The 14860-nt window shown below is 67.8% G+C and carries 14 protein-coding genes and 1 pseudogene; 2 read left to right on the top strand and 13 right to left on the bottom strand.

Going from position 1 to position 14860, the window contains the following annotated elements:
- Positions 1-38: 38 nt before the first annotated feature.
- From ACIP9X_RS04180 to ACIP9X_RS04165, 4 genes are all read right to left on the bottom strand, one after another.
- The gene (locus tag ACIP9X_RS04180) at positions 39-878 is read right to left on the bottom strand and encodes an IclR family transcriptional regulator C-terminal domain-containing protein (protein WP_400478444.1); all 840 of its coding nucleotides are present in this window, start codon (positions 876-878) and stop codon (positions 39-41) included.
- A gap of 318 nt (positions 879-1196) precedes the next feature.
- Positions 1197-1880, bottom strand: a complete 684-nt coding sequence (locus ACIP9X_RS04175; RefSeq protein ID WP_400478443.1) for a 3-oxoacid CoA-transferase subunit B — start codon at positions 1878-1880, stop codon at positions 1197-1199.
- Between the two features lies 1 nt (position 1881).
- Complete coding sequence (locus ACIP9X_RS04170) at positions 1882-2583, bottom strand: 3-oxoacid CoA-transferase subunit A (protein ID WP_400478442.1); 702 nt, start codon at positions 2581-2583, stop codon at positions 1882-1884.
- A 3-nt stretch (positions 2584-2586) separates the two neighbouring features.
- Positions 2587-3819 (bottom strand): thiolase family protein, encoded by a 1233-nt coding sequence (locus tag ACIP9X_RS04165; RefSeq protein ID WP_400478441.1) that lies wholly within the window; start codon positions 3817-3819, stop codon positions 2587-2589.
- A 68-nt stretch (positions 3820-3887) separates the two neighbouring features.
- Here ACIP9X_RS04165 and ACIP9X_RS04160 point away from each other — a divergent pair, with 68 nt between their 5' ends.
- A complete protein-coding gene (locus tag ACIP9X_RS04160) occupies positions 3888-4046 on the top strand; it encodes a Cys-every-fifth RiPP peptide CefA (RefSeq protein ID WP_400478440.1) in 159 nt (52 codons plus the stop codon).
- On the opposite strand, the pseudogene pcaC reads toward ACIP9X_RS04160, so the two are convergent.
- From pcaC to ACIP9X_RS04120, 8 genes and pseudogenes are all read right to left on the bottom strand, one after another.
- Positions 3997-4425 (bottom strand): annotated as a pseudogene (gene pcaC / locus ACIP9X_RS04155) (4-carboxymuconolactone decarboxylase); the annotation flags it as partial. The gene ACIP9X_RS04160 and the pseudogene pcaC overlap by 50 nt on opposite strands.
- The gene (locus ACIP9X_RS04150; protein WP_400478439.1) at positions 4422-5240 is read right to left on the bottom strand and encodes an alpha/beta fold hydrolase; all 819 of its coding nucleotides are present in this window, start codon (positions 5238-5240) and stop codon (positions 4422-4424) included. The pseudogene pcaC and the gene ACIP9X_RS04150, both read right to left, overlap by 4 nt.
- The gene (locus ACIP9X_RS04145; RefSeq protein WP_400478438.1) at positions 5233-6702 is read right to left on the bottom strand and encodes a lyase family protein; all 1470 of its coding nucleotides are present in this window, start codon (positions 6700-6702) and stop codon (positions 5233-5235) included. The genes ACIP9X_RS04150 and ACIP9X_RS04145 overlap by 8 nt, the downstream gene beginning before the upstream one ends.
- Positions 6699-7280 (bottom strand): protocatechuate 3,4-dioxygenase subunit alpha, encoded by a 582-nt coding sequence (pcaG, locus tag ACIP9X_RS04140; protein ID WP_400478437.1) that lies wholly within the window; start codon positions 7278-7280, stop codon positions 6699-6701. The genes ACIP9X_RS04145 and pcaG overlap by 4 nt, the downstream gene beginning before the upstream one ends.
- A complete protein-coding gene (pcaH, locus tag ACIP9X_RS04135; protein WP_400478537.1) occupies positions 7273-8124 on the bottom strand; it encodes a protocatechuate 3,4-dioxygenase subunit beta in 852 nt (283 codons plus the stop codon). The genes pcaG and pcaH overlap by 8 nt, the downstream gene beginning before the upstream one ends.
- A 66-nt stretch (positions 8125-8190) precedes the next feature.
- Entirely contained in the window at positions 8191-10167 is a 1977-nt protein-coding gene (locus ACIP9X_RS04130) for a TIM barrel protein (protein WP_400478436.1), read from the bottom strand.
- Positions 10167-11048: a shikimate dehydrogenase gene (locus ACIP9X_RS04125; protein ID WP_400478435.1), complete on the bottom strand. Its 882-nt coding sequence runs from the start codon at positions 11046-11048 to the stop codon at positions 10167-10169. The genes ACIP9X_RS04130 and ACIP9X_RS04125 overlap by 1 nt, the downstream gene beginning before the upstream one ends.
- A gap of 129 nt (positions 11049-11177) precedes the next feature.
- The gene (locus tag ACIP9X_RS04120; RefSeq protein WP_400478434.1) at positions 11178-12053 is read right to left on the bottom strand and encodes an IclR family transcriptional regulator; all 876 of its coding nucleotides are present in this window, start codon (positions 12051-12053) and stop codon (positions 11178-11180) included.
- A gap of 226 nt (positions 12054-12279) precedes the next feature.
- On the opposite strand from ACIP9X_RS04120, the gene ACIP9X_RS04115 reads away from it, so the two are divergent.
- Positions 12280-13599 (top strand): MFS transporter, encoded by a 1320-nt coding sequence (locus tag ACIP9X_RS04115; RefSeq protein ID WP_400478433.1) that lies wholly within the window; start codon positions 12280-12282, stop codon positions 13597-13599.
- A 151-nt stretch (positions 13600-13750) separates the two neighbouring features.
- On the opposite strand, the gene ACIP9X_RS04110 is transcribed toward ACIP9X_RS04115, so the two are convergent.
- Complete coding sequence (locus ACIP9X_RS04110; RefSeq protein WP_400478432.1) at positions 13751-14818, bottom strand: ATP-dependent DNA ligase; 1068 nt, start codon at positions 14816-14818, stop codon at positions 13751-13753.
- Positions 14819-14860: the final 42 nt, after the last annotated feature.

Genomic DNA, 14860 nt, shown 5'->3' with positions numbered 1-14860 from the left:
TTGTTTTCGGAGCTCCAGTTGGGGGCTGCCGCGTCGCCCTACCGCCCGCTGGAGAAGTCCGTAGAGATTCGTTCCGCCGTGGCCACGATTTCCTTGCGCACCGAGTCCAGGTAGGCGTCGGGATCGGGTTTGGCGGCCACGGACTGGGCCTGTAGCGAGACATTGACGGCCGCCACTACCTTCTTGCCGTGATAGACCGGCGCGGCCACGGACATCAGGCCGAGCTCCAGCTCCTGGTCCAGCAGGCACCAGCCTTGCGCACGGACAGTGTCGAGGACGGCGAGGAGTTCCTTCACACTGCCGACCGCCCGCGGAGTGAGCGGTTTGATCTCCACGGCGGCCAGGTACTCCTTAAGTTTCTCCGGCGGAAGGGCCGCGAGGAGTACCCTGCCCATGGACGTGGCGTAGGCGGGGAAACGGGTGCCGACGGTGATGCCGATGGTCATGATCCGGCGTGTGGTCACGCGGGCGATGTAGGCGATGTCGGTGCCGTCCAGCACAGCCGCCGACGTGGATTCCCCCAGCTTGAGAGACAGCTCCTCGAGGTGCGGCTGGGCGAGCTGCGGGAGTGACAGGCCGGACAGGTAGGCGTACCCGAGCTGCAGCACCTGGGCCGTGAGCGCGAAGGTCTTGCCGTCAGTCCGCACGTAGCCCAGCTCCACCAGCGTGTGCAGGAAGCGCCGCGCCGTTGCACGGGTCAGGCCGGTGCGGGCAGCCACTTCAGTGAGGGTCATGTCGGCGTGATCGGTGTCGAAAGCCCGGATGACGGCCAACCCGCGCGCCAGCGACTGCACATATTGGTCGCTGGCCGCAGGAGCTGCGTCAGTTTTCGGCGTGCGGCCTGTCCTCGGTGCGGTCCCTGCTGCTGCGTCGGTCATGGTTACCAATCCTATGGGCGCGAACGTACACTTCCGGCCCTCCCTACCAACGCGAACGAACACTTCCGGCCCTCCCCACCAACGCGAACGAACAGCCAATGCCCTCAAAGCCGGGGTTTGCAGCATTGCTGCCTGTTCCCGCGGGGCCCTAAGTGTCCGTTCGCGCGCTGGGGCGCGGGGCCCTAAGTGCCCGCTCGCGCTGGGTGCGGGGGCTTAAGTGTCCGTTCGCGCGCTGGGGTCCGGGGCCCTAAGTGCCCGCTCGCGCTGGGGCGCGGGGCCCTAAGTGCCCGCTCGCGCTGTGGGGTGAGGGGGATGTGGTTAGTGCTCGACGGCGGGGGCGGCCGTGAGCGGGACGGGCACCAGGGCCTGCAGTTCCTCGAGGGTGCAGCCGAAGGTTTCGCGGACGCGTACGCCGTCGGGGCCCGTGAGGAACACTGCCTTGTCGGTGTACACGCGCGTCACGCAGCCCACCCCGGTCAGCGGGTAGGTGCAGGCCTCGACGATCTTGGAGGCGCCCTCGCGGGTCAGGAGGGTCATCATCACGAACACGTCCTTCGCCCCGGTGGCCAGGTCCATCGCGCCGCCCACCGCAGGGATGGCATCCGGTGCCCCGGTGTGCCAGTTGGCGAGGTCGCCCGTGGCGGAGACCTGGAAGGCACCCAGAACGCAGATGTCCAGATGCCCGCCGCGCATGATGGCGAACGAGTCGGCGTGGTGGAAGTAGGACGCACCCGGCAGCTCAGTCACGGGGATCTTGCCCGCGTTGATGAGGTCCTCGTCGATCTGGTTCCCCGTAGCTACCGGCCCCATGCCCAGCATGCCGTTCTCGGTGTGCAGCGTGATGTTCTGCTCCGGCTGAAGGTAGTTCGACACCAGCGTGGGCTGCCCGATTCCGAGGTTCACGAACGACCCCGGTGCGATGTCGCGGGCCACCAGCCGGGCGAGGTCGTCCCGGCCCAGCGGGGTTTCGGACGTCTGGATGCTCGTTTCAACAAGGCTCATCTCAGGCCACCTTTTCTGCTGCGCCGGCGGAGGCAGCGCCGCTGGAATCAATACGGACGATGCTGTTGACGTAAATGCCGGGAGTCACGATGTTCTCCGGATCCAGCGCACCCGTGGGCACGATCTCGGGCACCTGGACCACGGTGTGCTTGGCGGCGGCGGCCATGATCGGGCCGAAGTTCCGGGCGGTCTTGCGGTACACCAGGTTTCCGACGCCGTCGGCCTTAAGTGCCTTGATCAGGGCAACGTCGGCGTGGATGGGCGTTTCGAAGACCTGCCCGCGGCCGTCGATGATCCGGGTTTCCTTGCCCTCGGCGAGCATGGTGCCGTAGCCGGTGGGGGTGAAGAACCCGCCGATCCCGGCGCCGGCCGCGCGGATGCGCTCGGCCAGGTTGCCCTGCGGGACGAGCTCCAGCTCTATCTCCCCTGCCTTGTACTTGGCATCGAAGTGCCAGGAGTCGGACTGCCGCGGGAAGGAACAGATCATCTTGCGGACCCGGCCTTCCTTGATCAGCAGCGCCAGGCCCTGGTCGCCCTGGCCGGCGTTGTTGTTCACGACGGTCAGGTCCGTGGCGCCGCTGTCCAGCAGCGCGTCGATCAGTTCGAACGGCTGGCCGGCGTTGCCGAACCCGCCGATCATCACCGTGGAGCCGTCCCTGACGGCTGCGACGGCCTCGCCGACGGTGTCAACGAAATTCAGCATCGCCTATGCCTTTCCTGTGCTGTTTCCGGAGGAACGAGTTACGTTTTCGAGCACCACGGCCAGACCCTGCCCGACACCGATGCAGATCGCCGCGACGCCCCAGCGTTCGCCGGAGGCCTGCAGGCTCCGCGCCAGGGTGCCCAGGATGCGGGTGCCGGAGGCCCCCAGCGGGTGACCCATCGCGATCGCGCCGCCATGCCGGTTCACGATCGAGGGATCGATGCCCCAGGCACTGATGCACGCCAGGGACTGCGCGGCGAACGCTTCGTTAAGTTCGACGGCGCCCACCTGGTCCCAGCCGATGCCCGCCTTTGCCAGGGCCTTGTTCGCGGCCTCGACCGGGGCGTAGCCGAAGTACTGGGGATCGTTGGCGTGCGCGCCGCGCCCCGCGATGCGGGCCAGCGGCTCCAGCCCCAGGATCGAAGAGGCGTTCTCCGACCCGATCCAGGCCGCGGACGCGCCGTCGGACAACGGCGAAGCATTTCCGGCGGTGACAGTACCGCCGACCTCGGCGCCTTCCGGCTCCGAGCGGAAGACGGTCTTCAACCCGGCGAGCTTCTCCGCCGTCGAGCCGGGCCGGATGCCCTCGTCCCGTACGAGGTCCGTCCCCGGCACCGGGGCGACCAGGTTGTCGTAGAACCCCTCGTCCCACGCCGCGGCGGACAGGTTGTGGGAGGCAGCGGCGAACTCGTCCTGCTGCACCCGGGTCACCTTGTACTTCTCGCGCAGCCGTTCGGTGGCCTCACCGAGGGAGATGGTCCATTCCTTGGGCATGGCCTTGTTCACGAGGCGCCAGCCAAGCGTGGTGGAGGCGAGGGTCAGGTCCCCGGCCGGATAGGGCTTCTCCGTCTTGGGCAGCACCCACGGCGCCCGCGACATCGACTCCGCCCCGCCGACCAAGACCAGGTCCGCGTCGCCGGCGTTGATCTGCCGGGAGGCGATAATCGCCGCATCCAGGGAGGAGCCGCAGAGCCGGTTGACCGTGGTGCCGGGAATCGAGACCGGCAGTCCGGCAAGCAGCGTGCCCATCCGGGCGATGTTGCGGTTCTCCTCGCCGGCACCGTTCGCATTGCCGAACACCACCTCGTCGATCCGCTCGGGATCCAACCCGGGAGCACGCTTTACGGACTCCTTGATCACGTGCGCAGCGAGGTCATCAGGGCGGACGCCGGCAAGGCCGGAGCCGAACTTGCCGAAAGGGGTGCGCACGGCGTCGTACACAAAAGCCTGGTTCATAGGTTCCTCTAATTCTCTCGTCCCAACTGGGTAGCAGTTGCGGTCGTTATGAGGGCTCATAACGACCGGTGCTGCTACCTAGTTGGGTGGGGTGGGTGTTTCGTTGGGCCCTGGGTTGTACGTTGCAGCGTTGTCCGTTGCAACGTTGTCCGGTGCAGCGCTGTCCGGTGCAGCGCTGTCCGGTGCAGCGCTGTCCATTTGCTGGAAGACCTGCTGGGCGGTTTTGAAGGCGGTGTTGGCGGAGGGGACTCCGCAGTAGATGGCGGTCTGCAGCAGGATTTCCTTGATTTCATCCCTGCTGAGGCCGTTCCGGAGGGCGGCGCGGATGTGCATGGCCAGCTCTTCCCAGTGCCCGTGCGCCACCATCGCGGTGATGGTGACGGCGGAGCGCATTTGCCGGGAAAGGCCCGGACGGGTCCAGATGCCGCCCCACGCGATGCGGGTGATCATGTCCTGGAAGTCCTCTGTGAACGGGTCCTTGTTGGCGTTGGCCCGGTCCACGTGCGCGTCGCCGAGCACTTCGCGCCGGACCACCATGCCGCCGTCGTAAATCTCCTGGCTCGTGGCGTCCGCCTGCACCGCGCCGTGGCGCTCGGCATCGCTCACTTGGCCGCGCCCCGGGATTCGCTCCAGACGATCAAGCTCCGCAGCAGTTCGGCCACGTGCGCCGGCGCTTCGGCAGGCGCCAGATGCGCCACGCCTTCCAGCGTCGCGGCCGAGGCAGTGCCCCCGCCGGCGGTGATCCCGGTGGCCACTTCCTGGGCGAACGACGGCGGTGCAACAGTGTCCAGCGCGCCCGCCACTGCCTGGGTGGGAACGCTGATGCTGCCGAGCTGGTCCCGGACGTCGAAGGCGGCGAGGGCCTCACAGCAGAAGGCGTAGCTGAAGCGGTCGGCGTCGCGCAGGGCGTGCAGGAGGCGGCTGCTGACTTCCGGCTCGCGGTCCATGAAGCCCGGGGCGAACCAGCGTTCGGCCGAGCCCTGGATCATCACGGGCGTGCCCTGGGTGCGGACGGTTTCGGCGCGCTCCAACCAGCCCTCGGAGGTGCCGATCTTCGCACCGGTGCACTGCACCGACAGGCTCTTGAGCCGGTCACCGTGTTTGATGCCGAGCTGCAGGCCGGTGGCACCGCCAAGGGACACGCCGGCGTAGTGGAACGCCTCGCCCGGGGCAACCGAGTCGACAAGCTCGACGACGGCGTCCGCCAGGTCCGCGACCGTGAAGGTCTCCGAGACGGCGGGCGAGACACCGTGGCCGGGCAGGTCCCAGGCCACCACATCAAAATCGTTGCCGAGCAGGGAGCCGGTCTGGGCCCACAGCACGGAGGAGGTGCCGAGTGACGGCCCGACGATAAGAAGCGGCTTGCCGCCCAGGTCGCGCTGCGGCGAAAGCAGGACTGCCTTCACTGTTGGTCTAGCCACGGGAAGCTCCGTTTCGTTCAGGTTGGGTTGAAGGACGCGCGTAGTCCGGGAAGGCTGCCACGATCCGGCGGGAAATCGCGCCGGCCTGGCCCAGGTAGCTCGCCGGGTCAAGCAGTGAGTCCAGCTCCTGTCCGGACAGTTTGTCCGCCGGAACCGTTTCGCGCAGCAGCCTGCGGTAGGTGGCGGCCTGTTCGCCCGCGGGCGCCTGCAGCGTCCGGTCGACGACGGCCTGCAGCTGCTGCTTGCCGTCGGCGCCGGCTTCGTCAACGGAAAGCAGCGGCGCCACCGCGACGCTCACACCCTCACTCAGGAGCAGCGGCCCGGAGAGGTCCAGGTTCCGGCGCATGGCGTCGGGGAATACCTGCAGCCCTTCGGCAAGTTCACGTACGTGGCCTGCCGCGCCCAGGGCCAGGGCGAGCAGCTGGCGCAGGGCCGGCCACTCGGTGTGCCAAGCGCCGTCCGGGCGCTCGTCGTTGAAGGTGGCGGCGGCCAGGTGCAGCTGGGCGGCAAGCCCCGGGGCCTGCAGGGCCGCGCTGCGCACCAGCACGGAGAGTACCGGGTTCTGCTTCTGCGGCATCGCCGAGGAAACACCGCGGCCGGGCACCCGTGGCTCGCCCACCTCTGCCACCTCCGGCCGGCTCAGGAACAGGATGTCCGCAGCGATCTTGCCCAGGGCGTCCACTACCCCGGCCAGGGCGTCGCCCAGCGACGTGACTGCCAGCCGGTTGGTGTGCCACGGCGCCGCGGCGGCGGCGAGTCCGAGCTGGGCGGCAAGGTCGTCTGCCAGCCCGAACGGGTCCGTCGACGAGCCGGCGGTCAGCACGGTGCCAGCTGCCAGTGTGCCGGCAGCCCCGCCGGTCTGCACCGGCAGCTCGAGTGCGTCGAGCCGGCGCGCTGCAGCGGCCAGCCCCGAGAACCACTGCGCGGACCGGAGCCCGAACGTAAACGGCAGCGAGTGCTGAGTCAGGCTCCTGCCCACGCACAGCGTCTCCGCATGCTGTTCTGCCAGGCGGGCGAGCGCCGCCGTCGTGCCTTTCACGTCCGCAAGCAGCGCCCCAACAGTGTTGCGGGCCAGCAGCATCAGGGCGGTATCCAGTACGTCCTGGCTGGTCAGCGAGGTGTGCACGGCACGCAGTGCACCCATTCCCTCAGTGTCCAGGGCCTTGACCTGGGCGCGCAGGTCCGCCAAGAGCGGGATGACCGGGTTGCCGCCGCCCTGCCCGCGCCGGGCGATGTCCGCAGCGTCGTACCGGGAGGCGTCGGCAGCATGGGCAACCACGGCTGCCGACCCGGCGGGAGCGAGGTCGTGCTTTTCCAGCACAGCGGCCCAGCCGGCCTCGACGGCGAGGATCGCCCCCAGGACCGCGCGGTCGCCCGTCAAGGCTGCCACGAGGGGCGACGCCGAGACAGGACTCAGCAGTCCGACGTCGCCGTAGCCGGCGGCTGGCTGGGAAGCGGTCACTGCTCGGCGCCCCCGGTTCCGGTTCCCTCGAAGTCGAGGAAGACGGTTTCACCCTCGCCCTGGAGGCGGATGTCGAAGGTGACGCCGCCGTCGGCGTCGCGGCGGGCGATCAAGGTCTTGCGGCGCTCGGGATCCAGGGAGGACAGCAGCGGATCATTCGCCAGCGCCTCCTCGTTCCCGGGCAGGTAGATGCGGGTGAAAAGGCGGTTCATGAGGCCGCGGGCAAAGACGGCGACCGAGATGAAAGGGGCGGCGCCGGGCTTGGTGGGGCCCGGGTTCACGGTGGTGAAGGTGTAGACGCCGGAGTTGCCTACGGCGCTCCGACCCCAGCCGGTGAAGGTGTAGCCGTCGCGGACCAGCGAGCCGGTCCTGCTGACGATGTTGCCTTCGGAGTCCGGCTGCCAGATCTCGAGGATGGCGTCGGGAATCGGGTGCCCGGCGCCGTCGTACACGGTGCCCTGGAGGCGGATGGAGCCCGGGGAACCCGGGGCCAGCAGTTCGCGGTCCTTCTCGTAGGGCAGCGCGTAGCCGTAGAAGGGGCCAACGGTCTGTCCGGGTGTGGCAATCAGCTTACTCATGGTCGTCTCCTTCGGCTCCCAGTGCCTCATTTTCGGTCCAGGTCCGCCTGGAACCGGTCAGGACGATGTCCCAGTTGTAGCCGAGGGCCCATTCAGGCTCGGTGAGGTCGTGGTCGTAGGAGGCCACGAGGCGGTCCCGGGCGTCCTGGTCCACGATCGACTGGTAGATCGGGTCCAGCGGGAAGAGCTGGTCGCCGGGGAAGTACATCTGCGTGACGATGCGCTGGGTGAATTCCGTGCCGAACAGGGAGAAGTGGATGTGCGCGGGACGCCAGGCGTTGAGGTGGTTCTTCCACGGGTAGGCACCGGGCTTGATGGTGACAAAGCGGTAGGAGCCGTCGGGGCCGGTGATGCAGCGGCCCACCCCGGTGAAGTTCGGGTCCAGCGGTGCCGGGTGCTGGTCGCGCTTGTGGATGTAGCGGCCGGAGGAGTTGGCCTGCCAGATCTCCACGAGCTGCCCGGCTACGGGCCGGCCGTCGCCGTCCAGCACGCGGCCGGCGACGATGATGCGTTCGCCCTGCGGCTCGCCATTGTGCTGGATGGTCAGGTCGGACTCCAGCGCGTGCACGTCCTGGTGGCCGAATGCCGGGGAGTGCAGCTCGATGGTCTCCGGGTCAGCGTGGTGCAGGCTCTTGGTGGGGTGGCGCAGGGTGCTGCTGCGGTACGGGGCAAAGTCCAGGCGGGGCTGGGTCTCCTTCGGCGCACCGTTCTTTACGGCTTCTTTGTAGGCCTCCCCGATCGCCTTGATCTCGGCGCTGAGATCCTGCTGGGTCTCGACGCGGGGCGCGGGCGCAGGAGCGGCCTTGGGAGCCGGCGTCTGGAGATCGGTCACTGCGTCGGCGATGTCCTCCGTGAGCGCGTCAGCGTTGTATGTCTCAAGGTTCACGTCTTCAGGCACAGCAGCCTCCTTTCAATGGGTGATGGTGTGGGTGGTCAGTTCGTGCAGGTGGTCATACTGGACGGCGTGGCGCACCGGCGCGTTCGGGGCCCCGTAGCCGTCGTAGCTGCCGCGGCGCTCCACCATTTCGAAGAACACGCTGCCCACGGTGGCGGTGTAAAAGTGCAGGAACTCGCCGTCGGCATCGCGGTCGTAAAGCAGGTTGAGGTCCCGGAGGGTGTCCAGGAAGCCGGGTTCGAGGTCGAAGCGGGCGTCCAGGTCCTCATAGTAGTTCTCGGGGATCTGCAGGAAAGCCAGCCCCCGGTCCCGCGCGGCGCGGGCCGTGGCAACCAGGTCATCCACCGCGAAAGCGATGTGCTCCTGGTAGGTCTGCGCGCCGTCCTGCTGGATCAGCGGCGCCAGGTTCAGCACCAGGCGGACGGCGCGGTCGGAGGTCTGCATGACCTGGGAGCGGACCAGGCCGCTGGGGCTTGCCACCTCGGCGAACGGCTGCGGCTCCAGCGCCAGGGCGCTGGTGTAGAAGAGGACGGCCTCGTCGAAGTGCTGCCACGGCTGGGCGAGGTTGACGTGGTCGATGACGGCGTTGCCGCCGGCGGGGACCTGCAGTCCTTCGCCGAATTCACCCGCCTGGCCGAATTCACCGGTCTCGCCGAATTCACCGGCCTCGCCGAATTCACCCGTCCAGGCGGCGGTACCGTCCGGGCTGCCTTGGCAGAGGAAGATCTCGGTGGAATCCGGGGCGGCGAAGCCCTGGAACACCTCCTCGTTGGCCTGGCTCTTGCGCGGCACCACCGGGGCTTTGAGCTGCTGGGCGCGGGCCGAGGCGATGACGGGGGAATCGACGTCAAAGCCGAGGGCAGCAATACCGGCGGCGATGGCCGGGGCAGCAGCGCCGTCCGGCGCCTGTTCGTTGATGATCACGCGGGCGTGGCCCATGGTCCACAGCTGCACGTCCTTGGTGCGGTGCCGGCCGTTGAACTCGAAGCCGAGCTGGCCCAGGACCGTTTCCAGGGCGGCGGTGTCGGCTGCCTTGACCTCAGCAAAGTTGAAGCCTGCCGGTTCCGCCACCTGCGGGAGCGTGGCCAGTTCCATGGGATAACGACGGCGGGCCGCGGCCGGAGGACCACCAGCAACAGTACCGCCGCCCGCTGCCGTGCCTCCGACACCGGCCTCCAGCCACTTCGCGCTCTGCTCCTCGAGCCAGATCAGCGAGCGCATCGCGTCCACGGCGGTGCGTTCGACGTCGGACTGGCGGAAGACGTCATTGAAGACCTCCAGCGACACCGGCCCGCTGTAGCCGGCGCGAACCACGTGGCCCATGAACTTGGCGAGCTCGAACTGGCCCTCCCCCGGGAAGACGCGGTAGTGCCGGCTCCAGGAAAGCACGTCCATGGAGAGTTTGGGGGCGTCGGCCACCTGGACGAAGAAGATCTTGTCCGGGTTGATGGCTTCGATGGGCGCCGTGTCCCAGTCGCGGGACAGGATGTGGAAGGAGTCCAGGCAGGTACCGAGGTTGGGGTGGTCCACCATTTCCACGAGGCGGTGGGCGTGCTCGTAATCGTTGACGTATTTGCCCCACGCCAGCGCCTCGTAGGCGACCTTGACGCCGTGTTCGCCCGCCAGGCCGGCCAGCGCGGCGAGCTGTTCGGCGCGGAGGCCGTCGTCGTCGATGGTGGCGGTGGCGACGTTGGTGCAGGCCAGGATGGTGTCCATGCCCAGCCGGGACATGAGCCGGAATTTGGCCAGGGCCCGGCGCAGGTTGGCGGCCAGCAGGTCCTTCCCGACGCTGTCGAAGTCGCGGAACGGCTGGTACAGGTCCAGGGTGAGGCCGAGGTCGGCGGCCATCTTACGGACCTCCTCGGGGCTCAGCGGGGAGGTGACCAGGTCCTGCTCGAAGATCTCAATGCCGTCGAAGCCCGCGATGGCGCAGGCCTGCATCTTTTCCTTGAGCGTGCCTGACAGGCAGACGGTGGCGATTCCGGTGCGCATCAGACGGCCACCTCTTCGGCGGCGATGAGTTCCAGGAAGTGGGTGCGCATCCGTTCGGCGTCGGCGTCGAGCCCGGTGAAGATCCGGAAGGCGTCTGCGGCCTGGCCCACGGCCATGCGTCCGCCATCGAGCACTTCGCAGCCTTTGGCGCGTGCCTCGCGGACCAGTTCGGTTTCGATGGGGCGGTAAACGATGTCCGCCACCCAATGGCGGGATTCCACGAGGGAGATGTCCAGCGGCAGGCCAGGGTGCGCAGCCATGCCCACCGGCGTGCAGTGCACCAGACCGTCGGCGAGCGGCATCAGCTGCGGCAGTTCCGCCGTCGTGCTGGCCGTGATGGTGCGGTCCGGGAAAAAACCGGCCAGTTCGGCGGCCCGGTCGGCACCGCGCGCCAGGTCCATGTCCACCAGGTCCAGCGTCTGCACGCCGGCTGTGAGCAGGGCGTAGGCGACGGCGGAACCGGCACCGCCCGCTCCCAGCTGCACGACCCGGCTGAGCCCGGCGTTGGGGAGCCCTGCCGCGAGGGCTGCGGCAAAGCCGGAGAAGTCCGTGTTGTGGCCGATGAAGCGTCCGTCCTGGATCACCACGGTGTTGACGGCGCCGAGCTTCTCGGCGTCCGGAGTGACCTCGTCCAGGTGCTTCAGGACCACCTGCTTGCAGGGGTGCGTGATGTTCAGCCCGTTGTAGCCCAGGCGGGAGGCACTCTGCAGCAGGTCGCCGATGGCGGCCGCCGGCAGGTCCAGCTCATGCAGATCGATGGGGCGGTACAGATAGCGCAGGCCCTGCAGGTCGCCTTCACGTTCGTGCATATGGGGTGACAGGGACGGCATCACGCCATCGCCGACAAGCCCTATGAGGTAGGACTCGGTTCGATTGCTCATGCGTGCGGCTCCTTTGACAACGGCACACGGCCTGCGGAAGCGCCTGGGGCGCCTGCACTTAGCCAGGTGATAGGGATTACGGTACAGCAAATGTTCATATCTTGCACTCTTGTTCTACATACGAACACGTCAACGCTGGGGGAGGCGTGCGGACAGCTCGGCCGCGGCCTCCTGCAGCAGCGGCACCAGGGCAACGAGGGCTTCCATGTCGAGACGGAACACTGGAACCGCGGTGGCAAGGGAGGCAAAGGCGACGCCGTGGGCGGTGAAGACCGGGACAGCGACGGCGCGCATGCCGAGCTCGTTCTCCTCGTCCATGACTGCGTAGCCCTGACGGCGGACCTGCTCGATTTCAGCGCGGAAGGCGTCCCTGTCAGTGATGGAGTGGCTGGTCAACGGTTCGAGCGGGAGTTCCTGGAGCAGCAGCTCGCGTTCCTCGTCCTCAGCGAAGGCAACGAGCGCCTTGCCGACGGAAGTGGTGTGAAGCGCGCCGAGATGGCCAGGATCGCTGGTCACCCGGAAGGTCTGGGGCCCGTCCACCTTGTTCACGGTGAGGTGATGGATGCCGTCGCGGACGGAGAGGATGGTGGCTTCCTTCGTCTGATCGGTGACCCGCCGCAGGATGGGCAGCGCTGTCCCGGCAAAGCCGTGGTGGTTGGAGACGCGCTGGCCGAGCTGGAAGATCCGCAGGCCGAGGTGGTAGCGGCGGCCCTCGGGCTCGTAGTCCACGAAACCGTCCCTAGTCAGGGATCCGAGCAGGCGGTAGGTGGTGCTGAACGGCAGTTCCGCCCGGCGGGAGAGCTCGGAGGCGCTGGCGCCCCGCGGCTCATCACCCAGCAGGACCAGCAGCCCCAGGGCCTTGCCCACCATGTCCGTCCGGGAGTCTTCCTTGGCGGCTTTTGCCGCCTTGGCTTTGGGGCCCGGCCCTTGGTCGTCCGGGCCTGCGGCCGCTTCCGGGGAGGACTGGATGTCGGCGCCGTTGCCTGTGGCTTCTTTCACACTCATGGCTCCATGTTGCCACAATGTGAGAGCTACTTCTAGATGGTGAGTAGTTTTCTTGACAGGTGACTGCCCTCACAGCCATAGTTGCTGTATCGCACAAGTAGCTCCCACCATGCGGCTACTTAATCCGGGTCTTTACAAGGACCTCCAGCCGCCCCTTCCCCCATCGAGGCGGCGGCTGCGATCCTCCTGATACACCGCGACGATGTCGTCACACTGAAGGAACACCATGAGCCAGACACTTCCGTCCGCCGCGGCGGGCACTGATGCCCCGGCCGGTACACCGAAGAAGGCAGCCCTTGCCAGCTTCCTCGGCAGCGCCGTCGAGTACTACGACTTCTTTATCTTCGGCTCGGCGGCCGCACTGATCTTCCCGCATGTGTTTTTCCCGAACGCTGATGCCAACGCCGCCATCATGTCCTTCGCCACCTTCGGTTTCGCCTACGTGGCCCGTCCCGTAGGCGCCGTCGTGCTGGGCCACTTCGGTGACCGGGTCGGCCGGCAGAAGGTCCTGATGTTCACGCTGCTGCTCATGGGTGCCTCCACCTTCCTGATCGGCTGCCTGCCTGACTTCAACACCGTGGGCTGGTGGGCCCCCGCGCTGCTGGTGCTTGCCCGCCTCTGCCAGGGGCTGTCAGCCGCCGGCGAGCAGGCCGGCGCATCGTCCATGACGCTCGAGCACGCACCGGACAACCGCCGCTCCTTCTTCACGTCCTGGACCCTCACCGGCACGCAGGGCGGACAGATCCTCGCCGCCCTCGTCTTCATCCCCGTGCTGGCCCTGCCTGACGAGATCAAGTACGGCATCGGCTGGCGGGTTCCGTTCTGGCTCAGCGCCGTGGTGGTCGTGGTGGCCTTCTTCATCCGCCGCACCCTGCACGAGCCGCCGGCATTCGCCGAGGCCAAGAAGAGCGCAGAGATCTCCAAGCTGCCCGTGGCCGACCTCCTCAAGGCACACTGGCGCGACGTCCTCCGCGTGATCTGCTGCGCCTTCATCGCCGCCGTATCAACGGTGTTCGGCACTCTTGCCATCAGCTACGCCAAGACCGTGGCGGGCGTGGACGGCACCACCACGCTCTGGCTCGTGGTCGGCGCCAACCTCGTGGCCCTGGGCACCCAGCCCCTGTTCGGCATGCTCTCGGACAGGATCGGACGCAAGCCCGTCTTCATCTACGGCGCAGTGGCCAGCGCCATCCTCACCCCCGTCTTCCTGCTGAGCCTCGAATCCGGCAGCGTCCCGCTGATGTTCCTCGCGGCCATCGGCTTCTTCTCCTGTGGCTACGCAGCGTCCAACGCCGTCTGGCCGTCCTTCTACGCCGAGATGTTCAGCACCAAGGTCCGGTTCTCCGGCCTGGCCATCGGCACCCAGCTCGGCTTCCTGATGGCCGGCTTCGCCCCCGCCATCGTGGCAGCCATGGGCGGCATCAAGCCCGGCGGCTGGGTCCAGATCAGCATCTTCACCGCCATCATCTGCGCCGTCGCAGCGGTTTCTGCCCTCACGGCCAAGGAATCCTTCAAGGTCCCCACCCGCGAGCTCGGCCTCAAGTAACCCTCCAGCAGTACAGCGACTAAGCAGTACAGCCCGACGGCGGCCCTCCCCTTCCCGGGGCGGGCCGCCGTCGGCGTTTGAACCGGAACCCAGCGCGAACGGACACTTAAGCCCCCGCCCCGTCAGTTCATCAGCCCTGCGCCCGTAGCGGTCAGGTGGCCAGCACCTCGGCGAGGTCGAACTTCACCGGCTCCTCAAGCTGCTCGTACGTGCAGGATTGCGGGTCGCGGTCGGGACGCCAGCGCGCGAACTGGGCGGTGTGGCGGAACCGCTCCCCCTCCATGTGGTCGTACTTCACCTCGAGCACCCGCTCCGGGCGCAGCGGCGTGAAGGACAGGTCCTTGCCGGCGCTCCAGCGGCTGCCCTCGGCGTTGCGCGGTGTGCGCGTGCCTTCTTCCTGCTTTCCCCAGGCCCACGGATGACTGTCGAAGTCCGTGACCAGCGGCTGCAGTTCCTCGAAGAGCGCCCTGCGCCGCTGCATGGGAAAGGCGCCCACCACGCCTACGCTCGCCAGCTCGCCGTCGGGCCTGTACAGGCCCAGCAGCAGCGACCCGATGGCACTGGAACTGCTCTTATGGACGCGGTAGCCGGCGAGAACGACGTCCGCCGTCCGCTCGTGCTTGACCTTGAACATCACGCGCTTGTCCGGCTGGTAGGGCCCGTCGAGGGGTTTGGCGATGATCCCGTCCAGGCCGGCACCCTCGAACTGGTGGAACCACTTCCCGGCCAGCTCCCGGTCTTGGGTGGCGGCGGTCAGGTGGACCGGAGCGTTGACGGAAGCGAACACCTCCTCCAGGGCCGCGCGGCGGTCAGCGAAGGGGCGGCCGCTAAAGTCCTCATCGCCCAGCGCCAGCAGATCGAATGCCACGAACTTCACGGGCGTTTGCTGCGCCAACAGTTTCACGCGGCTGGCGGCGGGGTGGATCCGCTGCTGCAGGGCGTCAAAATCGAGCCGGTCTCCGGAGGCGCCGACCAGGACAATCTCCCCATCGAGCACGCACTTCGGGGGCAGGTTCGCCTTCAGCGCCTCCACGAGTTCCGGGAAGTAGCGGGTCATGGGCTTTTCGTTCCGGCTGCCGATCTCCACATCATCGCCGTCGCGGAAGATGATGGACCTGAAGCCGTCCCACTTCGGCTCGTAGCTCAATGCCCCTTCCGGGATCGCGGCCACCGACTTGGCGAGCATGGGAGCAATGGGAGGCATGACCGGCAGCTGCATAGGCCCCATTCTTACCCGCGGCCCGCTGCTGCGCCACCCCTC

Origin of the sequence: Arthrobacter sp. NPDC093125 (genome assembly GCF_044754225.1) — a bacterium.
Classification (GTDB): Bacteria; Actinomycetota; Actinomycetes; order Actinomycetales; family Micrococcaceae; genus Arthrobacter.
Note: the sequence above shows the minus strand (reverse complement) of the source record. Positions and strands in the feature narration are given on the sequence as shown.